Source organism: Jiangella rhizosphaerae (assembly GCF_003579925.1).
In the GTDB taxonomy this organism is placed as follows: Bacteria; Actinomycetota; Actinomycetes; order Jiangellales; family Jiangellaceae; genus Jiangella; species Jiangella rhizosphaerae.
Window position 1 is genome coordinate 1 of the sequence record NZ_QUAL01000189.1, and the last position, 22,861, is coordinate 22,861.

General features: G+C 73.6%; 26 protein-coding genes and 1 pseudogene. 15 read left to right on the forward strand and 12 right to left on the reverse strand.

Annotated elements, in window-relative coordinates; genetic code table 11:
* The 3 genes from DY240_RS21310 to DY240_RS21320 all read left to right on the forward strand — a co-directional run.
* A partial coding sequence (locus DY240_RS21310) for a glycoside hydrolase family 38 C-terminal domain-containing protein (RefSeq protein WP_199701961.1) occupies nt 1–1,116 on the forward strand: 1,116 nt, incomplete at its 5' end.
* A gap of 29 nt (nt 1,117–1,145) precedes the next feature.
* The gene (locus DY240_RS21315; RefSeq protein ID WP_119661856.1) at nt 1,146–2,966 is read left to right on the forward strand and encodes a glycoside hydrolase family 2 protein; all 1,821 of its coding nucleotides are present in this window, start codon (nt 1,146–1,148) and stop codon (nt 2,964–2,966) included.
* The gene (locus DY240_RS21320; RefSeq protein WP_119661857.1) at nt 2,963–4,279 is read left to right on the forward strand and encodes a sulfatase-like hydrolase/transferase; all 1,317 of its coding nucleotides are present in this window, start codon (nt 2,963–2,965) and stop codon (nt 4,277–4,279) included. The genes DY240_RS21315 and DY240_RS21320 overlap by 4 nt, the downstream gene beginning before the upstream one ends.
* 16 nt (nt 4,280–4,295) lie before the next feature.
* Here DY240_RS21320 and DY240_RS21325 read toward each other — a convergent pair whose 3' ends face one another.
* Nucleotides 4,296–5,912 (reverse strand): alpha-amylase family protein, encoded by a 1,617-nt coding sequence (locus tag DY240_RS21325; protein ID WP_119661858.1) that lies wholly within the window; start codon nt 5,910–5,912, stop codon nt 4,296–4,298.
* Nucleotides 5,913–6,087: 175 nt separating this feature from the next.
* Here DY240_RS21325 and DY240_RS21330 point away from each other — a divergent pair, with 175 nt between their 5' ends.
* On the forward strand, nt 6,088–6,372 hold the full coding sequence (locus DY240_RS21330) for a bifunctional DNA primase/polymerase (RefSeq protein WP_119661859.1): 285 nt from the start codon (nt 6,088–6,090) through the stop codon (nt 6,370–6,372).
* Nucleotides 6,373–6,400: 28 nt separating this feature from the next.
* Here DY240_RS21330 and DY240_RS21335 read toward each other — a convergent pair whose 3' ends face one another.
* The 4 genes from DY240_RS21335 to DY240_RS21350 all read right to left on the reverse strand — a co-directional run bounded on the left by DY240_RS21335 (nt 6,401) and on the right by DY240_RS21350 (nt 9,113).
* Nucleotides 6,401–6,598, reverse strand: coding sequence for a hypothetical protein (locus DY240_RS21335; protein ID WP_119661860.1), 198 nt, complete (start codon nt 6,596–6,598; stop codon nt 6,401–6,403).
* A 757-nt stretch (nt 6,599–7,355) separates the two neighbouring features.
* A complete protein-coding gene (locus DY240_RS21340; protein ID WP_119661861.1) occupies nt 7,356–8,156 on the reverse strand; it encodes a sigma-70 family RNA polymerase sigma factor in 801 nt (266 codons plus the stop codon).
* Nucleotides 8,116–8,850, reverse strand: coding sequence for an MFS transporter (locus DY240_RS21345; RefSeq protein WP_119661862.1), 735 nt, complete (start codon nt 8,848–8,850; stop codon nt 8,116–8,118). Before DY240_RS21345 ends, DY240_RS21340 begins: the two co-directional genes overlap by 41 nt.
* Nucleotides 8,847–9,113 (reverse strand): hypothetical protein, encoded by a 267-nt coding sequence (locus tag DY240_RS21350; RefSeq protein WP_119661863.1) that lies wholly within the window; start codon nt 9,111–9,113, stop codon nt 8,847–8,849. Before DY240_RS21350 ends, DY240_RS21345 begins: the two co-directional genes overlap by 4 nt.
* A gap of 159 nt (nt 9,114–9,272) precedes the next feature.
* Between DY240_RS21350 and DY240_RS21355 the strand changes: the two genes are divergently transcribed.
* A complete protein-coding gene (locus DY240_RS21355; protein WP_199701964.1) occupies nt 9,273–10,085 on the forward strand; it encodes a sigma-70 family RNA polymerase sigma factor in 813 nt (270 codons plus the stop codon).
* A gap of 38 nt (nt 10,086–10,123) precedes the next feature.
* Here the strand turns inward: DY240_RS21355 and DY240_RS21360 are convergent, their stop codons facing one another.
* Nucleotides 10,124–10,348: a DUF7218 family protein gene (locus DY240_RS21360; protein ID WP_119661865.1), complete on the reverse strand. Its 225-nt coding sequence runs from the start codon at nt 10,346–10,348 to the stop codon at nt 10,124–10,126.
* A gap of 136 nt (nt 10,349–10,484) precedes the next feature.
* Here DY240_RS21360 and DY240_RS21365 point away from each other — a divergent pair, with 136 nt between their 5' ends.
* Complete coding sequence (locus DY240_RS21365; protein WP_119661866.1) at nt 10,485–10,892, forward strand: ChaB family protein; 408 nt, start codon at nt 10,485–10,487, stop codon at nt 10,890–10,892.
* Between the two features lie 26 nt (nt 10,893–10,918).
* Entirely contained in the window at nt 10,919–11,143 is a 225-nt protein-coding gene (locus tag DY240_RS21370; RefSeq protein WP_119661867.1) for a hypothetical protein, read from the forward strand.
* A gap of 40 nt (nt 11,144–11,183) precedes the next feature.
* On the opposite strand, the gene DY240_RS21375 is transcribed toward DY240_RS21370, so the two are convergent.
* Entirely contained in the window at nt 11,184–11,384 is a 201-nt protein-coding gene (locus DY240_RS21375; RefSeq protein WP_119661868.1) for a hypothetical protein, read from the reverse strand.
* A 123-nt stretch (nt 11,385–11,507) separates the two neighbouring features.
* Between DY240_RS21375 and DY240_RS21380 the strand changes: the two genes are divergently transcribed.
* Together DY240_RS21380 and DY240_RS21385 are read left to right on the forward strand one after the other, a co-directional pair.
* On the forward strand, nt 11,508–11,930 hold the full coding sequence (locus DY240_RS21380; RefSeq protein WP_199701966.1) for a low affinity iron permease family protein: 423 nt from the start codon (nt 11,508–11,510) through the stop codon (nt 11,928–11,930).
* Between the two features lie 23 nt (nt 11,931–11,953).
* A complete protein-coding gene (locus DY240_RS21385; protein WP_119661869.1) occupies nt 11,954–12,295 on the forward strand; it encodes a hypothetical protein in 342 nt (113 codons plus the stop codon).
* A gap of 27 nt (nt 12,296–12,322) precedes the next feature.
* Here DY240_RS21385 and DY240_RS31450 read toward each other — a convergent pair whose 3' ends face one another.
* Nucleotides 12,323–12,520, reverse strand: a complete 198-nt coding sequence (locus DY240_RS31450) for a hypothetical protein (RefSeq protein ID WP_147375425.1) — start codon at nt 12,518–12,520, stop codon at nt 12,323–12,325.
* A gap of 83 nt (nt 12,521–12,603) precedes the next feature.
* Nucleotides 12,604–12,792: pseudogene (locus tag DY240_RS34175) on the reverse strand (MarR family transcriptional regulator); the annotation flags it as partial.
* On the opposite strand from DY240_RS34175, the gene DY240_RS21395 reads away from it, so the two are divergent.
* Nucleotides 12,758–13,498, forward strand: a complete 741-nt coding sequence (locus tag DY240_RS21395) for an EamA family transporter (protein WP_119661870.1) — start codon at nt 12,758–12,760, stop codon at nt 13,496–13,498. The pseudogene DY240_RS34175 and the gene DY240_RS21395 sit on opposite strands and share 35 nt — an antisense overlap.
* A gap of 13 nt (nt 13,499–13,511) precedes the next feature.
* Here the strand turns inward: DY240_RS21395 and DY240_RS21400 are convergent, their stop codons facing one another.
* Nucleotides 13,512–14,348, reverse strand: coding sequence for a universal stress protein (locus tag DY240_RS21400; RefSeq protein WP_199701972.1), 837 nt, complete (start codon nt 14,346–14,348; stop codon nt 13,512–13,514).
* Nucleotides 14,349–14,515: 167 nt separating this feature from the next.
* Between DY240_RS21400 and DY240_RS21405 the strand changes: the two genes are divergently transcribed.
* The 4 genes from DY240_RS21405 to DY240_RS21420 all read left to right on the forward strand — a co-directional run bounded on the left by DY240_RS21405 (nt 14,516) and on the right by DY240_RS21420 (nt 21,136).
* Nucleotides 14,516–15,538 (forward strand): 1-aminocyclopropane-1-carboxylate deaminase, encoded by a 1,023-nt coding sequence (locus tag DY240_RS21405; protein ID WP_119661892.1) that lies wholly within the window; start codon nt 14,516–14,518, stop codon nt 15,536–15,538.
* Between the two features lie 718 nt (nt 15,539–16,256).
* Nucleotides 16,257–17,939: a bifunctional 3'-5' exonuclease/DNA polymerase gene (locus tag DY240_RS21410; RefSeq protein ID WP_407659365.1), complete on the forward strand. Its 1,683-nt coding sequence runs from the start codon at nt 16,257–16,259 to the stop codon at nt 17,937–17,939.
* Between the two features lie 86 nt (nt 17,940–18,025).
* On the forward strand, nt 18,026–18,688 hold the full coding sequence (locus tag DY240_RS21415) for a TetR/AcrR family transcriptional regulator (protein WP_119661873.1): 663 nt from the start codon (nt 18,026–18,028) through the stop codon (nt 18,686–18,688).
* Nucleotides 18,689–18,712: 24 nt separating this feature from the next.
* Nucleotides 18,713–21,136: an MMPL family transporter gene (locus DY240_RS21420; protein WP_119661874.1), complete on the forward strand. Its 2,424-nt coding sequence runs from the start codon at nt 18,713–18,715 to the stop codon at nt 21,134–21,136.
* Here the strand turns inward: DY240_RS21420 and DY240_RS21425 are convergent.
* The gene (locus DY240_RS21425) at nt 21,103–21,711 is read right to left on the reverse strand and encodes a TIGR03086 family metal-binding protein (protein ID WP_119661875.1); all 609 of its coding nucleotides are present in this window, start codon (nt 21,709–21,711) and stop codon (nt 21,103–21,105) included. The genes DY240_RS21420 and DY240_RS21425 overlap by 34 nt on opposite strands.
* 87 nt (nt 21,712–21,798) lie before the next feature.
* Between DY240_RS21425 and DY240_RS21430 the strand changes: the two genes are divergently transcribed.
* Complete coding sequence (locus DY240_RS21430) at nt 21,799–22,221, forward strand: MarR family winged helix-turn-helix transcriptional regulator (protein ID WP_119661893.1); 423 nt, start codon at nt 21,799–21,801, stop codon at nt 22,219–22,221.
* 8 nt (nt 22,222–22,229) lie between these two features.
* Here DY240_RS21430 and DY240_RS21435 read toward each other — a convergent pair whose 3' ends face one another.
* Nucleotides 22,230–22,859, reverse strand: a complete 630-nt coding sequence (locus tag DY240_RS21435; protein ID WP_119661894.1) for a LysE family translocator — start codon at nt 22,857–22,859, stop codon at nt 22,230–22,232.
* Nucleotides 22,860–22,861: the final 2 nt, after the last annotated feature.

Genomic DNA, 22,861 nt, shown 5'->3' on the forward strand with positions numbered 1-22,861 from the left:
TACGCGCGCGGCGGCGTCCCGGCCATGGGCATCGGCCCGGCCGCGCCGCCCGCGGTGGCCCGGCCGCGCCGCGACGGCGACCGGTTCGTGCTCGAGGACGACGCTCTGAAGGTCGAGGTCGGCGCCGACGGCACGCTCGCCTCCGTCGTCGACCTCGCGGCCGGCCGGGAGCTGCTGCCGTCCGGCGTCGCGGGCGGCGTCCTGCAGCTGTTCCGCGACACCCCGCGCGAGTGGGACGCCTGGGACATCAACGAGGAGGACAAGCGCAGCGGCCGCGACCTGCGCGACCCGGTCTCCGTCGACGCGACGGACGACGCGGTGGCGGTCCGGCACGCCTGGGGCGGCACGACGATCGACGTCACGATCCGGCTGGTGGACGGCCGCCTCGACTACGTGTTCGAGATCGACTGGCACGAGTCGCAGAAGCTGCTCAAGCTGGCCTTCCCGCTGGACCTGCGCGCCGAGCGGGCGACGTCGGAGATCCAGTTCGGTCACCTGCACCGGCCGATCCACCAGAACACGTCGTGGGACGTGGCGCGGTTCGAGACGGTGGCGCACCGCTGGGTGCACGTGGGGGAGCCCGCGTACGGCGTCGCCATCGCCAACGACGTCGTGTACGGCCACGACGTCCGCAACGGCCACGCGCCGAATGGCCGCCCGATGACGACCGCCCGGCTCTCGCTGCTGCGCGCTCCGCGCTATCCCGACCCGGGCGCGGACCAGGGCCGGCACGCGTTCACGGTGAGCGTCCGCCCCGGCGGCATCCCCGACGCGATCGCCGACGGCTACGCCCAGCACCTGCCGCTGCGCGTCACCCGGGGCACGCCCGTCCGGCCGCTGCTGGAGGTGACGGACCCGGCGATCGTCGTGGAGTCGGTGAAGCTCGCCGAGGACCGCTCCGGCGACGTCGTCGTGCGGCTCTACGAGGCGCACGGCAACCGCTCGCGGGCGACGCTGCGCACGTCGTTCGGCTGGACCGAGGCCGTCGCGACCGACCTGCTCGAGCGGCCGGTGCCGGTCGAGGCGATCGCGGCCACGACCACCGGCGCCGCCGTCGACCTGATCCTGCGCCCGTTCGAGCTGCTGACCCTGCGCTTCCGCCACCCCGCGGCCTGAGCCCGCCGACCATCCGGAAAGGTATCCGTATGTCCGACGACCAGACGACACTGCCGCGCGCGGAGTACCCGCGGCCGCAGTTCCGGCGCGAGCGCTGGCTGAACCTCAACGGCCGCTGGGAGTTCGAGATCGACCGCGGCGACAGCGGGCTGGAGCGCGGGCTGCTCGACACGCCCTTCGAGGACGAGATCCTGGTGCCGTTCGCGCCGGAGACGACGCTGTCCGGCATCGGCGACCGCGACTTCCTGCGCGCCGTCTGGTACCGGCGCACGATCCGGGTGCCGGAGGAGTGGGCCGGCGAGCGGGTGCTGCTGCACTTCGGCGCCGTCGACCACGACGCCACGGTCTGGGTGGACGGCACGGAGGTGGGGCGGCACCGCGGCGGGTTCTCCGGTTTCACCGTCGACATCACCGACGCCGCGCCACCCGGTGCCGACGTGCCGCTGGTGGTCCGCGCCCGGGACGAGCCGGCCGCGCCGCAGGCCAGGGGCAAGCAGTCGATCGAGCACACGCCGCGGGCGGCGAAGTACTGGCGGACGACGGGCATCTGGCAGACGGTGTGGCTGGAGCCGGTGCCGGCGGTCGCGATGCGCCGGCCTCGCATCACGCCGAACGTCGCCGGCGGCTCGTTCGACGTCGAGGTGCCGCTGTCGGCGAACCTGCCCGGCGGCGTCGTCAGGGTGGTCGTGTCCGACGGCGCCGGCGAGGTGATGCGGGCGGAGGTCCGAGCCGACCTCGACCTCGCGCCGCGGCTCGCCCTGGCGCTCCCGGGGGAGCGGCGGCGCCTGTGGTCGCCGTCCGACCCGTTCCTCTACGACCTGCGCTTCGAGCTGCGCGACGCCGACGACCGGGTGGTCGACGAGATCGCGTCGTACGCGGGGCTGCGCAGCGTCGCCATCACCGGCAAGCAGGTACGGCTCAACGGCGAGGTGGTGTTCCAGCGGCTGGTCCTCGACCAGGGCTACTACCCGGACGGCCTGATGACGGCGCCCAGCGACAGCGACCTCGTCCGCGACATCGAGCTGTCCCTCGCCGCGGGCTTCAACGGGGCGCGGCTGCACCAGAAGGTGTTCGAGGAGCGCTTCCTGTACCACGCCGACCGGCTCGGCTACCTGGTCTGGGGCGAGTTCGGCGACTGGGGCTGCAACACCGAGCAGGGCGAGACGACCAACCAGCAGCCCGACGCCTCCTACGTCCAGGAGTGGCTGGAGGTGCTCGAGCGCGACTACTCGCACCCGTCGATCGTCGGCTGGTGCCCGCTGAACGAGACGTGGCAGGCCTACGGCGACCGCATCACGGCGCTGGACGACGTGATGCGCGGGATGTTCCTCGCGACGAAGGCCTTCGACACCTCGCGCCCGGTGCTGGACACGTCGGGCTACGCGCACCGCATCGCCGAGTCCGACGTCTTCGACAGCCACGACTACGAGCAGGACCCGCGGGCGTTCGCGGCCAACTACGCGCGCCTCGCCGACGGCGACCCGTACGTGAACCGGGCCGACAGCACGGGCGAGTCCTGGTCCATCGCCTACCGCGGCCAGCCGTTCTTCGTCAGCGAGTTCGGCGGCATCTGGTGGAACCCGGCCGAGGCGGGCCGCCCGCAGTCGATGCGCGAGTCCTGGGGGTACGGTGACCGCGTGCGCGACCTCGAGGAGTTCTACGCGCGGTTCGAGGGCCTGGTCGCCGCCCTGCTCGACCACCCGGACATGTTCGGGTACTGCTACACGCAGCTCACCGACGTGTTCCAGGAGCAGAACGGCCTCTACGCCTTCGACCGGTCGGCCAAGTTCGATCTCGCCCGCATCCGCGCCGCGCAGACCCGTCCCGCCGCGATCGAGCGGGCCGGATGAACGCGCCGCACCGGCCGCCGAACGTCGTCGTCATCTACGCCGACGACCTCGGCTACGGCGACCTCGGCTGCTTCGGCGCGGACGACCTGGACACGCCGGCCCTGGACGCGCTGTGCGGCTCGGGCGTGAAGCTCGACCACTGGTACTCCAACTCGCCCGTGTGCTCGCCGTCGCGCGCCTCGCTGCTCACCGGCCGCTATCCCGGCCGGGCGGGCGTCGAGAACATCCTCGCCGGCTCGCGCGACACCCGTGGGCTGCCGCCGCAGCCGACGCTGGCCTCGCGGCTGCGCGACCGCGGCTACCGCACGGGCATCTTCGGCAAGTGGCACCTGGGCGTCGAGCGGTCGTACGGCCCGCTGGAGCGCGGCTTCGACACCCACTTCGGGTTCCGCGCCGGCTGCGTCGACTACTACTCCCACATCTACTACTGGGGGCACACGAACCCCACCCACGACCTGTGGGCCGGCGACGAGGAGGTCTGGGCCGACGGCGAGTACCTGACGACGCTGATCGCCGACCGGGCCGCGCGGTTCATCGAGGACTGCGCCGGCGAGCCGTTCCTCTGCTACGTCCCGTTCAACGCGCCGCACTACCCGATGCACGCCCCGGAGGAGTACGTGGAGCGGTTCCGGCACCTGCCGCCGGACCGCCGGATCATGGCCGCGATGATCAAGGCCATGGACGACGGCGTCGCCCACATCGTCGCGACGCTGGAGCGGCTGGGCCTGCGCGAGGACACCATCGTCTTCTTCTCCTCCGACAACGGCCCGTCGACCGAGGAGCGCAACTGGCTCAACGGCGACGAGATCGCCTACCGCGGCGGGTCGGCGGGCGGCCTGCGCGGCGCCAAGGGCTCGGTGTTCGAGGGCGGCGTCCGGGTCCCGGCCATCCTGTCGTGGCCCGGCCGCATCCCGGCCGGCTGGGAGAGCACCGGCGTCGGCGTGATGATGGACCTCGTGCCCACCGTGCTGCACGCGGTCGACGGCGCGCCGCCGCCGGCGGGCGACCACGACGGCCGGTCGCTACTCCCGTCGCTCACCGATCCCGCGGCCACGTGGGAGCCGCGGTGGGTGGGCTGGGACTACGCGAAACAGCTGGCCGCGCGGTCGGGGAACTGGAAGATCGTGCTCGACGCCCGCGAGGCCATGGGCCCGGAGATCGCCGAGCCGGCCGGCCTCTACGACCTCGCGTCCGACCCCGGCGAGCGGCACAACCTGGCCGCGGCCGAGCCGGAGCGGTTCCGCGCCATGGAGGCCGAGCTGCTCGCGTGGGCGGACCGCACCGCGCGCGGCCGGCCCGCCGGCGCCGTCTGAGCGGCGCCGCGCCCGGTCACCGCTCGCCGTCCACCCGGTACCAGCGATAGCCGAACGGCGCCAGCCGCGTGCCGTCGTAGCGGCGGTCGGCGACGAGGTCGGCGCCGGCGGGGGAGCCGTCCCCGTCGGGCGCCACGTCGGCCGGCCGGCCGGACAGGTTGGTCACCTGGAGCACGGCGCCGTCCGGCCGGTCGTGCCGCACGACGAGGACGGCCCCGTCCGCCGCCGTGGTGACCGTCGCCCGCTGCGCCGGGAGGGCGCCGAGCTCGCGCCGCGCCAGCACCAGGTTCCGGACCCGGGTGAGGACGGACGTCTCGTCGCCGCGCTGGTGACGGACGTTGCGGGCGCGGAAGTCGAACGGCCCGGCGCCGACGACCGGGATCGACACGTCCCGCGGCGGCGCGGCGGAGAACCCGCCGTTCGGCCCCGCGTCCCACTGCATCGCCGTGCGCACCGCCGCCCGGCCCGGTTGCGTCAGGTCGTCGCCCATGCCGATCTCGTCGCCGTACCGGAGCACCGGGATGCCGGGCAGCGAGAGCAGCGCCGAGTGCGCGGCCAGGTACTGGGCGTCGCCGCCGTGAGGGGCGAGCATCGGCGCCAGCCGGCGCACGATGCCCCGCCCGTAGGCGCGCATCGACTCCTCGGGCGCGAACGCCCGGAGGACCTCCTCGCGCTGGTCCTCGTCGAGCCGTTCCAGGTCCAGCTCGTCGTGGTTGCGCAGCCAGACGGCGTACCCGGCGCCCTGCGGCGGGCGCGGCTGCGCGGCCCAGGCGCGGCTGATCGGCTCGGCGCTCTGCCGCGCGAGGGCGAGGAACAGGTGGTTGTTGACCCAGAAGTCGAACAGCAGATCCACCCGCGCGCCCGACCCGAAGTACCCGGCGTACTCCTCCGGCGGGACGTCGACCTCGCCGAGCAGCATGACGTCGGCGCGCCGGCCGGCGGCTCGTTGACGCAGCTCCTCGATCCACGCCAGGCCCGGGGCGTCGTCACCGTCGCCGACCGTGCGGGTCATGTGCGGCAGAGCGTCGACGCGGAAGCCGGAGACGCCGCGCTCCAGCCAGAACTCGACGATGCGCCAGACCTCCTCCCGGACGTCCGGCTTGGCCAGGTTGAGGTCCGGCTCGTGCGAGTAGAAGGTGTGCCGGTAGAACTGGCCGGCGGCCTCGTCCCAGGCCCAGACGCCGTCCTCCACGGTCGGGAAGATCGGCTCGACGTAGGTGTCGGCCGGCTCCTCGGACCAGATGAAGTAGTCGCGGTACGGCGACCCGCGGTCGCGCCGGGCCTGCTGGAACCACGGATGGTCGACGGACGTGTGCTGGCCGACCAGGTCGACGACGACGCGCAGGCCGTGCCGTTCCGCCTCGGCGACCAGCCGGTCGACGTCGTCCAGGGTGCCCAGGCTCGGGTCGACGGCGCAGTGGTCGGTGACGTCGTAGCCGCCGTCGCGGAACGGCGACCGGTAGAACGGCTGCAGCCACACGGCGGTGGCGCCGAGGTCGGCGATGTGACCGAGGCGCGACGTGACTCCCGGCAGGTCGCCGGTGCCGTCACCGTCGGCGTCGGCGAAGGTGAGCGGGTCCACCTGGTACAGGACCGCTCGCGCGTACCACGGCTCGGCCCGGCCGGCGCTCATGCGGGCGACACCCGGCCCGGGACAGGTCGCATGTCGTCCTCCTCAGCTCGTCGCGTGGTACGTACCCCCTGCGGTCGTCGTCATGCCGCGCCGGTGCCGGGGCGATCCGCCGCATGGAGCGGGTGACCGCGGGGTATCCGGGCGCGTGGGACCACTGAGTCGAGGAGGGGCCGCCATGGCATCGCAGACCAGGACCACCACCGACCACGACGAGATCCGCCGCTGGGTCGAGGAGCATGACGGCCATCCGGCGATGGTGCACGGCACGACGTCCGGCGGAGGCGGCGTGCTGCGCATCGACTTCCCCGGCGGCGCCGGCGAGGACGAGCTGGAGCACGTCAGCTGGGACGACTGGTTCGCCACGTTCGACGACCGGGGGCTGGCGCTGCTCTACCAGACCGAGCGCGCCGGCGGCGGCGACAGCACGTTCGCCAAGCTCGTGGACCGCTCCTCGACCTGAGCGCCGGGCTCGTACCGCCACCCGCCGATCATGGGTCGTCGGCGGGCCGCTCGGCCTCGTCGATCAGCTCGGTGAGCCACGCCCGCAGGGCCGGACGCAGCTGGTCGGGGCGGATGCGGTGGCGCCGGACGTAGTCGTCGAACGCCTGCGCCAGCCCCGTGGCGGCGAGGACGGCCTCGACGTCGTCGGGGGGTTCCCCGCCGGACCCGGCGTTCTGACGGCTCACGACCGAGTGACGCTCGGGTGGCCGTGCCCGCAGCTGCGGTTGCGTCGCCCCATGGACCGGCGGATACCCATGCCCGGGAGCGGCAAACACGCCACGTTGCTCTCCCGCCGCGGTCGCCGACGCCTCCCTGGCGCTCACGGCCACCAGCCGCCTGTGACGGCGTGGACGTTCGCCGGGGCAGAGCGGGCACGACTCGGCGTTGACGTGCCCGTTTCGCGCCGTTTTGTCGGGCTGTGGACGGCGATGATCATCGGCGATCGCCTACATCACGAGGATTCCGCGAGCTTCACCATGACTGTAGGGGTGTTGACGCTGGGGCAATCCTCGTGATGGCTCCCGAATCACGGTGAAATCTCACCACGTGGACACTCCACGACACCAAACTCACACGCAAACCGGCCCAACGCCCATGGCGGCCGTCGCCACACTCCCCCCCGTCCCCCTGATGGCTGCCCGTTCTTTGCCGCGGGCGCGCGGGTCAAGCGGTCATCGCCGGCGCGAAGCGCCCCAATAGTCCGCTTGAGGCGCGCGTGCGCGGCCAAGACAATCGGGCAGCAGGGGGACGGCCTACGCGGCAACCCCTGGCGAACGCTCGATCACCGGGCGGGGTCAGCCGGCGACAGGAGGATCTGGCCACGCCTCCACGTTTGGCACCCCGTTGTGTCGGACCGTGGACAGCGATGATCATCAACCATCGCGGACATCGCCACGATCACCCGAGCCTCGCGGGGGCCCACGCGGCCAAGACGATCGCCCCTCACGCGGAGAGGGAGATCTCGCCGATCTCGCGCCGGAGCCGGTGCAGGATGCGCAGCAGCAGCCGGGACACCTGCATCTGGGTGACGCCGATCTCGTCGCCGATCTCCTGCTGGGTCCAGCCGCGGAAGAAGCGCAGGTACAGGATGCGGGCGTCGCGGGCGGGGAGCGTGCGGCACGCCCCGGCGAGGACGACGGTGGCCTCGGCGGCGGCGTAACCGGACTCGGGCAGGCCCAGCGCCTCGTGCAGCGCGGGGCCGTCGTCGTAGGCGTCGTGCTGACGCTGGTCGATCGAGACCGTGGTGAAGCAGTCCGCCGCCCGCTCGGCCTCGTGCACGTCGTCGAGGTCGGCGCCGAGCTCGTGGGCGAGGTCGGCCGCCGTCGGCGCCGCCCCGTGCGCGTGGGTGAGCTCCTCGGTGGCCATGGTCATGGCGCTGTGCAGCTCCTGGACCCGCCGGGGCGGCCGGATCGACCAGAGGTGGTCGCGGAAGTACCGCTTGACCTCGCCGAGGATGGTGGGCACGGCGAACGACACGAAGTCGCTGCCGCGGCCGGGGTCGAACCGCCGGGCGGCGGCGACCAGTCCCAGATAGGCCACCTGGTTGAGCTCGTCGAGCTCCGCGCCGCGGCCCGCGTAGCGCCGGCTGATCGCGTCGGCCAGTCCCAGGTTGTCGAGGACGACCTCGTCGAGCAGCCGCTGGCGCTGCTGGCCCGACGCGCCGGCCGCCGCCCGGAGCAGCTCGTTGGTGCGCTCGTCGTGATCACGGGCTGCGGTGGAGCGATGATCGGTGCGGCTGGACATGCGCACGCCTCCGAGGAATGGGGGGAGGGGTGGCACGTTCTTGAACCACGACGACAGTGACCTGCTTCTTACCCGATGCGCCGCACTCATCACGCCTCGTCCGCGATTCGACTGCGGGGGCGGGGCGGGGCGCGCTCAACTGCTGTGGTGGGCGGAAGGCCGCCGCCGTCCGGCCGAGAGCGGTCGTCGCGAGGCCGGCGACGGCGACGACGCCGATCGCGACGGAGAGGCTGGTGAGGTCGGCGAGCGGCCCGACGATGAGCGGGCCGCTGAAGGAGCCGAGGTAGCCGACGGTGGTCACGGCGGCGAGCACGGTGCCGGCGACCACGACCAGACCCGCCGCCTGAACCGTCCACCGTAGTCCGTACCGGTCAAGGAGACGGCCGGTGGCCAGCCGCCCGGCGGCCGGGCCGAGCGCGAAGACGGTGAAGCCCGCCACGCCGCCGCCGACCAGCCCCAGGGAACCCGCGGCGTGCAGCCCCGGCGACACCGGGCGGCCGTGCCGCCGCTCCCGCTCGACGCCCTGCACGTTCATCGCTACGTCGATCACGCTGTTGGCGAGGGCGAAGACCGCCACCGTCGCGACCAGCAGCGCGAAGCTCGGCGCCACGCCGGTGGCCGCCAGGACCGCCGTCAGCACGAAGACGGCCGACGTCGCGCGCCGGGCCGGACCGGTGTCCGACGACGGTGTCACGCCGGGGCGGTCGGTGCGTGGCAGCCTTGCCGGGGCACTCGCGTCGAACCGGTCCGCGCTCGGCGCAGGGCCGCGTCCAGCGGAACGAGCAGGTCCGCTGACACCGTCAGCGGCCACTCCGCGTCGTTCTCCGCGACGGACGAGTCGACCGAGTCGACCAGCCAGCGGGCCACGAACGGGAGCGCCGCGCGGAGGATCTCGCGGCGCTCGGACGGTGTGGCCGTGTACAGCAGCTGGTTCAGCTCCGCGACCGGATCGGACACGATCGATCCCCCTCTCAGGCTGGCGACACGACCTCCGTACCCCCATGCGTCCGGGCTACTCGTCCGTAGGACGCGGTTGATAACGAGTCGATGACGTGCTTCGGTGGAGGGACGTGGTCAAGCAATCGCCACTGGCCCTCCGATCCGGAGGTGAAGGCCGTGACTCACGTCCACACGGTGCTCGACGATCATCCGTACGAACGCCAGCACAAGGCCCGGGAGTGCCGGACCCGTGACCTGTACCGCCGCGCCGCCGATGCCGACGGCGCCGAACGCCGCCGGCTCATCGACGAGGTGGTCCTGCTCCACCTCGGGCTCGCCGAGTCCATCGCCCGGCGCTACTACCGCCGCGGCGTGGACGACGACGTGCTCCAGGTGGCCAACCTCGGACTGGTGAACGCGGCGACCCGGTTCGACCCGGACCGCGGCAAGGACTTCATCTCGTTCGCCGCTCCCACCATCTCCGGCGAGATCAAGCGTCACTTCCGCGACCACGGCTGGGCGGTGCGCCCGCCGCGCCGCGTGCAGGAGCTGCAGGCCGAGGTGTCCGTCGCGCGGGCGGAGCTGGCCCAGGAGCAGGGCGCGACGCCCACGCCGGCCGACGTCGCCGACCGCCTGGGTGTCGAGGTCGACGACATCCGCGAGGCCGACGCGTCGCACGACTGCTTCACCCCCGCCTCGATCGACTACCGCGGCAGCGACGGCGACGAGACCGCGCTGGCCGACACCCTCGGCGAGGAGGACTCCGGCTTCGAACGGGCCGAGGCCGTGGTGGCGCTCGAGCGCGCCTGCCGCGACCTCGACCGGCGCGACCGGCGGATCCTCTACCTGCGGTTCTTCTGCGGCCGCACGCAGGAGGAGATCGGCGCCGAGCTCGGCGTCACCCAGATGCAGGTGTCGCGCCTGCTCGCCCGCATCATGCGCCAGCTGCGCGCGAGTGTCGGCGCGGTGCGGCCGGCGCCGGGTCACTGAGGCCGACGCTCCGGCCCCGGCGCCGCCGGCGCGGCGGCTCAGCTCTTGCGCGCCGCCGCCTTGCCGCCCTTGCGCCCGGCCCGCTTCTTCTGGGCCGTGGTGCCGCCATGCGAGCTGTCGCCGCCGGAGCCGCTCTTCTTCCCGCCGCGCTTCGAGGCGCCGGGGGAGTTGGCGATGCGCGCCGCCCGCTCCTTCGACATGCCCTTGTCCTTCAGGGCCTCGTACTGCTTCTCGTTCTTGACGTTCGCCGACTTGCTGGGCATGGCGACCTCCCGTCGTCCGTTCTTGCCCGGCCCGTACCCGGGGAAGCGCGACCCGACACCGTCGCGTGAACGGCGGTGGCGTGGGTACCGGCCCGGTGTACGCCGAATCCGGTCCGGTGACGGAGGTGTCACGATCATGCCGGCGAAGCAGGAGATGCCGTCGACCATCCGGCGCTCGCCGAAGCGGGCCCAGGAGGTCTGGGGTAAGGCGCACGACTCGGCCGTCGAGACGTACGGCGAGGGCGAGCGCGCCCACCGCACCGCGTTCTCGGCGCTGAAGCACGAGTTCCAGAAGGTGGGCGACCACTGGGAGCCCAAGGACGGCAAGGGGCCGTCGGACCAGCAGGCGCGCCGCAGTACCCCCGCCGCACGCAACCGGCCGCGTGAGACCGCCGGCGGCGTCGACGCCAACGCGTCGAAGAGCGAGCTGTACGCGACGGCGAAGAAGCTCGGCGTCGAGGGCCGGTCGAGGATGAGCAAGAACCAGCTGGTCGAGGCCATCGACAAGGAGAACCGGCGGCAGACCCGCAAGGCCCGCGGCTGACGCCGAGCCCGACCCGGGAGGTCACGATGCACCGCGAGGACGACGACCAGCAGGAACGGCCCGCAGGCACCGACCGGCCGGACGCGCCCGACGAGGACGCGGACTTCGCCGACGAGCACACGTCGACGACCTTCGCCGACGACACGCCCGGACCCTGGAGCGGGCCCGAGCCGGAGTCGCCGACCGGCCGTGGCGGCGACGGCGGGATGGACCTCGAAACGCCGCCCGACGAGTACCGGCCGCGCCGCTGACGCCGGGCCGGGTGCCCCGGTCCGGCGCGGCGCGGGTCGCTCAGCGGGTGGCGATGATGCCGGCGACCGCCAGGACCAGCAGCCCGCACAGCAGCACCACGACCACCGCCGCGAACAGGGTCCCGCGCGGCGACCGGCCCGTGCGTTCGCCGGGCTGGTCGAACCCCGTGGGACCCTCCTTCGACGTCGGCCACTGCGCCGGGTCCTCGTACCCGCCGGCGTGTTCCTCGTGATGGCTCATGTCCGTCCGGTACCCGCTGGCGGACGCCGTAACCCGTCGGCGGCACGCCGCGGCCGTCTCCCGCCGCCGGGTGCGTCCGGCCAGGGCCGTATTCGGTGGCCGCTGACGGGGTAAGTGAGCGGCATGGCGACGATGACGAAGGGCTCCGCCGACGCGCACATGCCGTCGGACGTGCGTCCGGGTCTGGGCTGGTTCGACCGGTTCGCCGACCGTGCCTCGCGGTTCTTCTCCCAGGCCTGGTTCTTCGCGTTCTGTGTTCTGCTGGTCGTGGTGTGGGCGCCGTCGTTCTTCGTGATCGGCAACCTCGACACCTGGCAGCTGATCATCAACACGCTCACCACCATCGTGACGTTCCTCATGGTCGCGCTGCTGCAGAACAGCCAGGCGCGCTCCGACGCCGCGGTCCAGGACAAGCTGAACGCGATCGCCGACGCACTCGCCCACCTCATGTCCTCCTCCACGCGGGACACCCCGGAGCTGGACAAGGAGATCACCGAGCTGCGCCAGGCCGTCGGCCTGGAGGACCGCGAGAGCTCGAGCAGTTGACGATCCGCCGGAAGGAGCGCGACATGACCGACCCGACGCACAAGGCCGTCAACGATCCCGAGGAGCACGCGGACCAGCCGGGCCAGAACCTGGTGACCCGGGACCACGAGGTGATCCGGCGCTGGGCCGAGTCCCGTGGCGCCGTGCCGGCCGGCACCCCTGACGTCACGGGCGCGGCGGTGTCGCCGAGCACGCTGCAGCTCGCGATGCCGGGCGCCGATGCCCGGGCCGACGAGGTGTCATGGGACCGCTGGTTCGAGTCGTTCGACCGATACGACCTGCGGTTCCAGTACCGCGAGGCCGAGGCGGACGGCACCACGAGCACGTACTGGTCGCTCGACGCGTCCGACCGCGAGGAGGGCTGACGGCCCGGCGGCGACGCGGCCGGGCGGTCAGGCGTCGGCGCGCTGGGCCGCGAGCTGCATCATGCGCAGCGTCAGCATCCGCTTCACGACCGGCCGGTCGGCGTGTGCCGCCTCGTACTTCAGCGCGGTCGCCAGGCCGCACTCGTCCAGACGCTTGATCAGCCGCGGCAGCCGCATGACGGTGACGTCGTCGTAGTCGGCAACGGGCGGTTCCTGGATGAGCATCCGTCCTCCCTGATGTCGGCTTCTCCGTTCTCACTACCCGCCGGCCGTCGGGGCACACCCCAGCCGGCTACTCCGGCGGCTCCAGCGAGCACGTCGAACTCGCCGGCACTCAGGCCGTGGCGCTGGTAGACGAGGTGCAGCCGGGCGTCGAGGAGGACGGCCACCCGGTGCAGTCGGCCGATGACGCCCTGGGGCCGGACGTCGACGTCGGGGCGCTCGCGGGCCCACTCGGCCTGGATGCGGGCCACGCGGTCGGCGGGGCTGGCGGTCATGGGGCGGCCGGACGACCACCCGCTCTACGGCGCCGCGATCCGGGCGCTGCCGGCGGGCCTGATCCTCCTGGCGGCCTGCCGGCGGCTACCGCGGGGCGTGTGGTCGTGGCGGTCGCTGGTGCTGGGCGTGCTGAACGTCGGCGCGTTCTTCGTCCTGCTCTACCTGGCCGCGCTGCTGCTGCCGTCGAGCGTCGCGGCGACGGTGATGGCCGCCGCGCCCGCGGTGATGATGCTGCTGGCCTGGGCGCTGCTCGCCCAGCGGCCGCGGGCACGTCAGCTGGCCGCCGCGGGCGCCGGCCTGGCCGGGGTGGCGCTCATGGTGGGCGCCGGCACACAGGCGCAGGACGTGCGCGGCGTGCTCGCCTCGTTCGCGGCGATGGCGATGTCGTCGCTGGGCTACGTGCTGGCGCGTCGCTGGGGCGACGGCGTCGACGTGCTGTCGTCGACGGCGTGGCAGCTGGTCGCCGGCGGCGTGGTGCTGCTGCCGTTCGCGGTCGCCGTCGAGGGCGCGCCGCCCGCCGTCGACGGCGCGGCGGTGGCCGGCTTCGCGTCCATGACGCTGGTGGCGACGGCGCTGGCGTTCGTCGCGTGGTTCGCCGGGCTCGTGCTGGTGCTCGGCGGTGTGCTGCTCGGCCTGCGCACCCGGCGGGACCGTGCGGCCGTCGTGCCGGCAGGCGACGACGGCCGCACCGCGCTGAACCGCTGAGCGGCCCGTCGTCTCAGCCGTGGACGACGGCGACCGGGCCGGCGGCCTGGTGGAGAACGGCTCGGCTGGTGGAGCCGAGCAGGATGCCGCGCACCCCGCCGCGGCCGCGTGAGCCGACGACCACGAGCGAGGCGTCGGCGGCCGCCTGGACGATGAGGTCGGCGGGGTCGCCCGGCTCGACGACCGTGGTGACGTCGGCCGTGGCGCCGGTGGCGGCCCGGGCGCGCTCGAGCGCGGCGTCGACCAGTGCCTCGGTCTCCTGGAGCTCCGGCGCCGGCGTGTTGCCGCGCATGCGGTAGGCGCCGACCACCACCACCCGGGCGGAGCGCCGGCCGGCCTCCGTCAGCGCGAACCGCAGCGCCGCGTCGGCGGGGGCCGAGCCGTCGACGCCGACGACGATGGAGCCGTCGCCGTGGCGCCCCTCCGGCGGGACGACGACCGCCGGGCAGGGGGCGTGCGTGGCGAGCCGGCCGCTGACCGAGCCCAGGACGATCGATCCGATGGTGCCGAGGCCACGGGTGCCGGTGACGACCAGGTCGGCGTCCTTGGCGGCCTCGAGCAGCGCCTCGGCCGGCGGCCGCAGGATGAGCAACGTGTCGACGTCGAGGCCGGGCGCCGTCTCCTTCGCCCGCTGCAGCGCCGTGTCGAGGATCTCCGTCGCGTACGCCCGCAGTTCGTCCGACGGCGGCAGGACGGCGGCGCCGCCGAACGGCACGGCCGCCATCGGCATCCACAGGCCGTAGACGACGTGCAGCGCGGCGCCGCGCAGCCGTGCCTCGGCCGCCGCCCAGTCCAGGGCGGCGCCGCTGTCGGGTGACCCGTCGACGCCGACGACGATCACGTTGCTCATGGTGTCTCCGTTCTCCATGCGGTCGTGTCCCTGGTTCCAGGGTGGTCGGTGAATGGTCCGCGGTCCAGGGCCGACGGGCCGCCGCGCCCGGGACCTTGGTCCACCGCGGTTGCGCAAGCCGGACGAAGTGTGTGCAATATATTGCATTTCCACCCCGAGGAGTGACCATGGCCCTGTCCGACTTCCCCCGACACGCGCTGACCTTCGGGCCCAGCCCGGTGCACCCGCTGCCGCGGCTGACGGCGCACCTCGGCGGCGCGGCGATCTGGGCCAAGCGCGAGGACTGCAACGCGGGCCTCGCCTACGGCGGCAACAAGACCCGCAAGCTGGAGTACATCGTCCCCGACGCGCTCGCGCAGGGTGCCGACACGCTGGTGTCGATCGGCGGCTTCCAGTCCAACCACACCCGCCAGGTGGCCGCCGTCGCCGCGTCGCTCGGCCTGAAGGCGGTGCTGGTCCAGGAACACTGGGTCGACTGGCCCGACCCGCTCAACGACCGCGTCGGCAACATCATGCTCAGCCGCATCATGGGCGCCGAGGTTCGGCTCGACCCCGCCGGCTTCGGCATCGGGTTCAAGGAATCCTGGAACCGGGCGATCGAGGACGTGACGGCGCGCGGCGGGCGGCCGTACCCGATCCCGGCCGGCGCGTCGGACCACCGGCTCGGCGGGCTCGGCTTCGCCAACTGGGCGTACGAGGTGGAACGGCAGGAGCGCGAGCTGGGCGTCTTCTTCGACACCATCGTCGTCTGCACCGTCACCGGCTCCACCCAGGCCGGCATGATCGCCGGGTTCGCCGCGCTGGAGGAGGCCGGCGGCCGGCCGAGGCGGGTGATCGGCATCGACGCCAGCGCGACCCTGGACGAGACCCGCGACCAGGTCGCCCGCATCGCGCGGGCCACCGCCGACCTGATCGGCGTCGCCCGGCCGCTGCGCGACGACGAGATCGTCGTCCTCCCCGGCTGGGCCGGCGACCGGTACGGCGTCCCGGTGGAGTCGACGCTCGACGCGATCCGCCTCACCGGCCGCCTCGAGGGCGTGATCCTCGACACCGTCTACGAGGGCAAGTCGATGGCCGGGCTCATCGACCTCGTCACCAGCGGCGACATCCCGCCCGACGCGACGGTCCTCTACGCCCACCTCGGCGGGCAGCCGGCGCTCAACGCCTACAGCGGGTTGTTCACCCACTGACCCTCGCCGGGGTCGTGGCGTTCGTTGTGGTGGTCGGGCTGGGGGCTCCCCGTCCCCCTGCTGCCCGATTCTCTTAGCCGCGCAACCGCGCCTCAAGCGGACCCAGGGGGCGCTTCGCGCCGACGAGGATCCGCTTGACCCGCGGTTGCGCAGCCAAGAACGGGCAGCTATCAGGGGGACGGGGAGGATGTGGGCACGCCTCATGCTTGGCGTGCCCGTTTCGCCCTGCTTTGTCGGGCGGCGGCGCGCGATGATCATCCAGGATCGCCTACATCACGAGGATTTCGCGAGCTTCACCATGACTGTAGGGGTGTTGACGCTGGGGTAATCCTCGTGATGGCTCCCGAATCACGGTGAAATCTCACGAGGTGGACGCTCCACGACACCAACGCCACACCGTAACGGGGCCGACGCCCGGGGCCCGGTCGCCGCTCTTCCCCCGTCCCCCTGATAGCTGCCCGTTCTTCGGCCGCGTGCGCGCGGGTCAAGCGGTCATCGCCGNCGGCCGCGTGCGCGCGGGTCAAGCGGTCATCGCCGGCGCGAAGCGCCTCCACAGTCCGCTTGAGGCGCGCGTACGCGGCCAAGACAATCGGGCAGCAGGGGGACGGTCCAACGCCACAGACGACCGGCCAACGCGGCAAGGGGGACGGCCCAACGCCGTGAACGCGACCGCGGTGCTGTCGGTGGCGACCGGCAGGATGAGGGCGTGCAGCCTGTCGTGGTTCCGGAGCCGGATGGCTCCGTACGCGTGGCCGGCCGGCGGGTGCCCAGGGGCGAACTGCCGTCCGTCGTCGCGTCGGCCGATGCCGGGGCGCGCTGGACCTGGGACGACACCAATCGGTGGTATCCAGCCTTGCTGGCCGCCGGGGTGCGGGTCGAGCGGGCGCATGACCTGCGGCTGGCGCACCGCATCCTGCGGCGGTCGGCGCTGGCGTCCTGGCCGGAACCCGACGCGCCGCCCGGGCCGTGGGACACCCTGCCGCCCACGCCGCTCACGGCGGCCCGCGACGAGCCGGCGATGCTCTTCCCGGCGCCCGGGCCGGGCGACGACGCCCTTGAGCCCGACCCGGTCGCCGAGCTGGCCGTCCAGGACGCCGTCGTGGCCGGGTCGGCGGCGCCGGGGCGGCTGCGGCTGCTGCTGGCGGCGGAGTCTGCGGGCGCGCTGGCCGCGGTCGAGATGTTCCACGCCGGGCTGCCGTGGCTGGCCGACGTCCACGACGCGGTGCTGACCGAGATTCTCGGGCCGCGGCCGCGCCCGGGTGAGCGTCCGGCCCGGCTGGACGAGCTGGCGCACCGCATCCGCGCCGCACTGGACGCGCCGGCGAGCCTCAACCCCGATTCTCCGCGCGACCTGCTGCGGGCGATCGAACGGGCCGGCGTCGGCGCGCGCAGCCTGCGCAAGTGGGAGCTGGAGCGGCTGGACCACCCGGTCATCGAGCCGCTGCTGGAGTACAAGTCGCTGTACCGCCTGCTCACCGCCAACGGCTGGGCCTGGCTCGACGCGTGGGTGCGCGACGGCCGGTTCCGCAGCGAGTATGTCGTCGGCGGCGTCGTCACCGGCCGGTGGGCGTCCAGTGGCGGGGGAGCGCTGCAGCTGCCGAAGAGCGTCCGCCGGGCCGTCGTCGCCGACCCGGGCTGGACGTTCGTCGTCGCCGACGCCGCCCAGCTCGAGCCGCGCGTGCTGGCCGCCATGGCCGGCGACGAGGTCATGGCGGCGGCCGGGCGCGGGCCGGACGGCCGGGGCGCGGACATGTACGCGGGCATCGTCGCGTCCGGCGCCGTGCCGACCCGCGAGCTGGCCAAGGTCGGCATGCTCGGCGCGATGTACGGCGGCACGACGGGGTCCAGCGGCCAGGTGCTGCCCCGGTTGGCGAAGGCGTTCCCCCGCTCGCTGGCGTTCGTCGACGAGGCCGCGCGGGCCGGCGAGCGCGGCGAGATCGTCACGACGCACCTCGGCCGCTCGTCGCCGCTGCCGGGCGCCACGTGGCACGAGGCGCAGTCCGGCGCCTACCAGGACGACGCCGGCGACGACGACGTCGCGAAGGCGCGGTCGTACGCGCGGTCGTGGGGCCGGTTCACCCGCAACTTCGTCGTGCAGGGCACGGCGGCGGAGTGGGCGCTGTGCTGGCTGGCCTCCATCCGGCGGCGGCTGTGGGCGCTGGGCGTGTCATCGTCGGCGCTCGACGCCGGGGCGGTACCGGCCCCGTTCGCCGGCCGGCCGCACCTGGTGTTCTTCGTCCACGACGAGATCGTCGTCCACACCCCGGCCGACCTCGCCGACGCCGTCGCCGCCGAGGTCGAGGCCGCGGCCGCCGAGGCCGGCCGCCTGCTGTTCGGCGACTTCCCGGTGCAGTTCCCGCTCAGCGTCGCCGTCGCCCGCACCTACGCCGACGCGAAGTGACGGTCGGTGACACCATTCCTTCACCCATGGGCTGAGCGTCAACGAACAGTTTGCACCGAGTGCATGCTTGCACTTAGTGTAAATCCGTGACCGCCGTCCAGCCGCCGCTCCGGCCCGAGCGGCCCGACCGCCGGACGGCGTCGAAGGCGGCCCGGCGGCAGGCGATCATCGACGCGGCGCTGGCGCTGGCCAGGGAGCACGGGCGGCGCGGGTTCAGCGTCGACCAGCTGGCGGAGCGGGCGGACGTGTCGCGGCGCACCGTGTTCAACCATTTCGGCTCGCTGGACGAGATCCTGCTCGCCGCCCATGCGCAGGTGATGGACGTCCTCATCGACGACTTCGACCGGCGCTCGGCCGCGACCCCGGTGGGCGACGGCAGCCTGGCGTCGGTGTTCGACGAGGTCAGCGCCGCGCTCCGGGCCACCGACCTCGTCGGACCCATGGCCGCGCTGACCCACCTGCTCGACGGCCTGGACGACGACGACCAGGCGGGCCCGGCCGGCCAGGGGCTCGTCCGCGAGGTGATGCACCGCACCACCGCGCGGCTGGCCGCCGACATCGCGCGCCGCAGCCCCGACGCCGACGAGCTCGACATCGACCTGCTGGTCCACTCGCTCGTCGGGGGCCTCGTCGTGCTGCACGCGCACTGGAGCGCCCGCACCGGCGCCGCTGACGACGACGCCTCGCGCGCGGTGTGGGCCGAGCTGCTGGAACGCCTCATCGGCACCGTCCGCAACGGCTTCCGCTGACCGCCCGCGAGGAGGCACCAGCCCATGGCAGACCTGCTCTACCGGATCGGCCGCTTCGCCGCCCGCCGCGCCCGGCTGGTCGTCGCCGGCTGGGTGACGGCGCTGGTGGCCGCCGCGGTGGCGTTCGCCGTGGCCGGCGGGACGCTGAGCACCGCCATCACGATCCCGGGCACGCCGACACAGGAGGTGACCGACCGCCTGGCCGCCGAGCTGCCCGAGGCCGGCGGCGGCACCGCCAACGTCGTCTTCCACACCGACGACGGCGCCGCGTTCACCGACGACCAGCGGGCGGCCATCAGCGCGACGCTCACGAGGGTCGGCGACGTCGACGGCGTGCGGGCGGTCGTCGACCCGTTCACCAGCGACGCCGAGCGGGCGGCCCAGCAGGAACAGGTGGAGGCCGGACAGGCCCAGGTCGCGCAGGCCCGGGCCCAGCTCGACGCGGCGGCGGAGCAGGCCCGTCAGGCGGGCACGCTGCCGCAGCTGCAACCCGAGCTCGACGCCCAGCGGGCGCGGCTGGACGCCCAGAGCCGGCAGCTCGAGCTGGCCGCGGCCCAGCTGGAGCTGGCCTCCGGGATCCGCACGGTCTCGGCGGACGGGTCGGCGGCCGTGGCCGCGGTGGTCTTCGACGCGCCGCTCATGAACGTCACGACGGAGGTCAAGGACGCCGTACTGGACCGTGTCGACGCCCAGCCCGTCGACGGCGTCCAGGCCGACTACTCGGCCGAGCTGGTGCAGAACACCGACGACCTCGCCGGTGCGGCCGAGCTGGTCGGCCTCGCCGTGGCCGCGATCGTCCTGGTCGCGATGCTCGGCACGCTCGTCGCGGCCGGGCTGCCGATCCTCACCGCACTGATCGGCGTCGCCGTCGCCGCGCTGGGCGCCCTGGCGTTCTCGGGCGTCGTCGAGATGATCTCCGTGACGCCGATCCTCGGCGTGATGCTCGGCCTCGCCGTCGGCATCGACTACTCGCTGTTCATCCTCAACCGCCACCGCCGCCAGTTGCGCGAGGGCATGCCGGTGGAGGAGTCCATCGGCCTGGCGAACGGCACCTCGGGCAATGCGGTCGTCTTCGCCGGCAGCACCGTCGTCATCGCGCTGGTCGCCCTCAACGTCACCGGCATCGGCTTCCTCGGCCTCATGGGAACGGTCGCCGCGGTCGCCGTCGTCGTCGCCGTGCTCATCGCGGTGACGCTGACGCCCGCGCTGCTCGGGCTGCTCGGGCGGCGGGTGCTGCCCCGCCGGGCCCGGCAGGCCGAGCCCCGTCCCGCCGGCGACGGCGTGCGCCCGATGCGGACGGCGCGCGCGGTGGGCGCACTGGTCGCCGGGGTGGTCGCGCTGGCGGCCGTCGCGATTCCGTCGGCGTCGATGCGGCTCGGCCTGCCCGACGGCTCGTCGGAGCCGGAGGACTCCACGCAGTACCGCGCCTACACCGTGGTCGCCGACGCGTTCGGCGCCGGGGTCAACGGCCCGTTGGTCGTCGTCGCCGACCTGCCGGACGGCCTCGACGAGGCCGCGAGGTCGGAGCTCGTCGTCGGCATCGGTCAGGAGCTGATCGCGCAGGACGACGTCGTCGCGGTGGCTCCGGCCGGCATCTCCGAGAGCGGCACCGTCGCCGCGTTCCAGGTGATCCCCGCCGAGGGCCCGAGCAGCGAGTCGACCGAGGACCTCGTGCACCACCTGCGCGGCCTGCGCCTCGCCGGCGCCCCCGGCGTCGCCCTGGCGGTCGCGGGCCAGGCCAGCGCCAACATCGACATCTCCGACCAGCTCGCCGACGCCCTGCCGGTGTACCTCCTCGTGGTCATCGGCCTGTCGCTGCTCATCCTGCTGGTCGTGTTCCGCTCGCTGCTCGTGCCGCTGATCGCGACCGGCGGGTTCGTGCTCTCGGTGCTGGCCGCGTTCGGTGGCGTCGTCGCGATCTACCAGTGGGGCTGGCTCGGCTCGCTGTTCGGCGTGCACGACCCCGGCCCAGTGCTGAGCTTCCTGCCGATCCTGCTGGTGGGCGTGCTGTTCGGGCTGGCCATGGACTACCAGCTGTTCCTGGTGTCGGGCATGCGCGAGGCCTACGCCCACGGCGAGCCGGCCCGCGTGGCCGTGGCCCACGGGCTGCAGGCCGGCCGCGCGGTCGTGACGGCCGCCGCGATCATCATGATCTCGGTCTTCGGCGGGTTCGTCTTCTCGCACCTGGCGATGGTCCGCCCGATCGGGTTCGGCCTGGCCTTCGGTGTGCTGGTCGACGCGTTCGTCGTGCGCCTGACGCTGGTGCCGGCCCTGATGCACCTGGCCGGCAACGCGGCCTGGTGGCTGCCGCGCTGGCTGGACCGGTGGCTCCCCAACGCCGACGTCGAGGGCGCGGCCCTGGAGCGCCGCCACGCCCCCGTCGCCGAACCCGCCGGGGTGGCGCCGGCGGCTGGTCAGTCGGGCCAGGCGGGGGAGCGGCCCAGGTAGGCCACCAGCTGGTCCAGCTGCGACCCGCCCTCCCACGGCACCGCGGGGCCGAACGCCGCGCCCGGAGCCAGCCGGACGGGGCCGGTCGGGACCACGGCGGCCACCGCGTGGGCGGCGTCCAGGACGTCGCCGTCGAACTCGAGCTCGGCGCCCAGGGTCTTCGCGACATCCCAGGAGTGCACCACGTAGTCGACCAGGTGGAAGCTGATCGCCTGCGCCGCGGGGAACGGCTCGGGGCGGAACTCCGGCAGCGGGAACGGCCGTTCCTGGACGCCGTCGGCGGCGAACGCCTCGATGACGTGGTCGGCGGAGTCGAGGTAGGCGCGGACCGGGTCGTCGCCCAGGGAGAGCAGCTTCCACTTCTCCGGGTCGGCGTCGCCTCGAGAGGCGGCCGCGAAACCGTAGTGCTGCGTGGTCATGTGCGCCAGCAACCCGTAGAGCGTCCAGCCGATGCACGGCGTGGGCCTGGACAGGTCGGCCGCGGTCGCCTTGGAGACCAGCTCGGCGCTGGCCCGTACGGCGCGGGCGTCGAGGTCGGCGAGCACGTCCCCAGGAGGAAGGTCATTAGTAGGCATGCGCTGATCGTACGCCGCCGCTTATGATTGCGCCATTGGTATTTTCGGGTCGTGGAGCACCAGGACGAGCGGCCCGACCTCGCCGCGATGCTGCATCCGCTCATGCGGGCGCTCATCGCGGTGGAACTGCCGGTGCTCGACGCGCATCGCGTCTCCATGTGGGGCTACTCGGTGCTCACCGCGCTCGACCGCACCCCCATCCGCACCCAGGCCGCGCTGGCCGAAGCGATCGGTGCCGACAAGACCCGGATCATCGGGACGCTGGACGAGCTGCAGGAGGCCGGCTTGATCTCGCGGACGCCCGATCCCGACGACCGCCGCGCCCGTCTGCTCTCCATCACCGACGACGGACGGCGCGTGCGGCGCGCGGTGACGGCGGACATCCGGGCCCGCGAGGAGCGGCTGCTCGCGACCTTGCCGTCGGCCGACCGCCGCGGGTTCGTCCGAGCCCTGACGGCGCTGTCGCGGATGCCGGCCGGCGACCTCGAGGAGATCGCCGGCCGGCCGTAGCCCGCGGCTCAGTGGCCGGCCGATGCCGTCGCGAGCCGGATCGCCACGGCCGCCAGCAGCACACCGGTCACCTGCTCGATCCGCGCCTTCACCGCCGGACGGCGCAGCCATCGGCCCAGGCGGTCGACGGCGGCGACGTAGAGACCGAACCACGCCAGGTAGAGCAGCGCGAACACGCCCGAGAACAGCAGCGCCTCGGCGCGCGCCGACCCGGCGTCGGCGGACAGGAACTGCGGCAGGAACGTGACGAAGAACAGCGCGACCTTGGGGTTGAGCGCGTTGGACAGGAAGCCCTGCCGCAGGAACGCCCCGCGCCGGGGCGGCGCCGTCGCCGGCTCGTCGTCCGACGCGGGTGAGCGCCGGGACCGGGCGGCCGAGCGCAGCATCTGCACGGCCAGCCAGAGCAGGTAGAGCGCCCCGGCGATCTTGAGGACGGTGAACGCCGTCGCCGAGGCGAGCAGCAGAGCGGACAGCCCGACGGCCGCGGCGGTCGCGTGCACCGTCAGGCCGAGCACGCCGCCGATCATCGTCAGCAGGCCGCCGGCGCGGCCGCCGACCAGCGCGTTGCGGGTGATGATGGCTTGGTCGGGGCCCGGCATCATGATCAGCACCAGTGCGGCGAGCGCGAAAGTCGTCATGT

Excerpts from the sequence above, each read along its gene's own strand:
- DY240_RS21370 (WP_119661867.1), top strand. The coding sequence starts at position 10,919 with ATGCACCGCGAGGACGACGACCAGCAGGAACGGCCCGCAGGCACCGAC.
- DY240_RS21320 (WP_119661857.1), top strand. The coding sequence starts at position 2,963 with ATGAACGCGCCGCACCGGCCGCCGAACGTCGTCGTCATCTACGCCGAC.
- DY240_RS21405 (WP_119661892.1), top strand. The coding sequence starts at position 14,516 with ATGGCCCTGTCCGACTTCCCCCGACACGCGCTGACCTTCGGGCCCAGC.
- DY240_RS21435 (WP_119661894.1), bottom strand. The coding sequence starts at position 22,859 with ATGACGACTTTCGCGCTCGCCGCACTGGTGCTGATCATGATGCCGGGC.
- DY240_RS21385 (WP_119661869.1), top strand. The coding sequence starts at position 11,954 with ATGACCGACCCGACGCACAAGGCCGTCAACGATCCCGAGGAGCACGCG.
- DY240_RS21340 (WP_119661861.1), bottom strand. The coding sequence starts at position 8,156 with ATGTCCAGCCGCACCGATCATCGCTCCACCGCAGCCCGTGATCACGAC.
- DY240_RS31450 (WP_147375425.1), bottom strand. The coding sequence starts at position 12,520 with ATGCTCATCCAGGAACCGCCCGTTGCCGACTACGACGACGTCACCGTC.
- DY240_RS21420 (WP_119661874.1), top strand. The coding sequence starts at position 18,713 with ATGGCAGACCTGCTCTACCGGATCGGCCGCTTCGCCGCCCGCCGCGCC.
- DY240_RS21315 (WP_119661856.1), top strand. The coding sequence starts at position 1,146 with ATGTCCGACGACCAGACGACACTGCCGCGCGCGGAGTACCCGCGGCCG.
- DY240_RS21425 (WP_119661875.1), bottom strand. The coding sequence starts at position 21,711 with ATGCCTACTAATGACCTTCCTCCTGGGGACGTGCTCGCCGACCTCGAC.
- DY240_RS21375 (WP_119661868.1), bottom strand. The coding sequence starts at position 11,384 with ATGAGCCATCACGAGGAACACGCCGGCGGGTACGAGGACCCGGCGCAG.
- DY240_RS21330 (WP_119661859.1), top strand. The coding sequence starts at position 6,088 with ATGGCATCGCAGACCAGGACCACCACCGACCACGACGAGATCCGCCGC.
- DY240_RS21400 (WP_199701972.1), bottom strand. The coding sequence starts at position 14,348 with ATGAGCAACGTGATCGTCGTCGGCGTCGACGGGTCACCCGACAGCGGC.
- DY240_RS21380 (WP_199701966.1), top strand. The coding sequence starts at position 11,508 with ATGGCGACGATGACGAAGGGCTCCGCCGACGCGCACATGCCGTCGGAC.
- DY240_RS21430 (WP_119661893.1), top strand. The coding sequence starts at position 21,799 with ATGCTGCATCCGCTCATGCGGGCGCTCATCGCGGTGGAACTGCCGGTG.
- DY240_RS21395 (WP_119661870.1), top strand. The coding sequence starts at position 12,758 with ATGCGGGCCACGCGGTCGGCGGGGCTGGCGGTCATGGGGCGGCCGGAC.
- DY240_RS21360 (WP_119661865.1), bottom strand. The coding sequence starts at position 10,348 with ATGCCCAGCAAGTCGGCGAACGTCAAGAACGAGAAGCAGTACGAGGCC.
- DY240_RS21365 (WP_119661866.1), top strand. The coding sequence starts at position 10,485 with ATGCCGGCGAAGCAGGAGATGCCGTCGACCATCCGGCGCTCGCCGAAG.
- DY240_RS21325 (WP_119661858.1), bottom strand. The coding sequence starts at position 5,912 with ATGAGCGCCGGCCGGGCCGAGCCGTGGTACGCGCGAGCGGTCCTGTAC.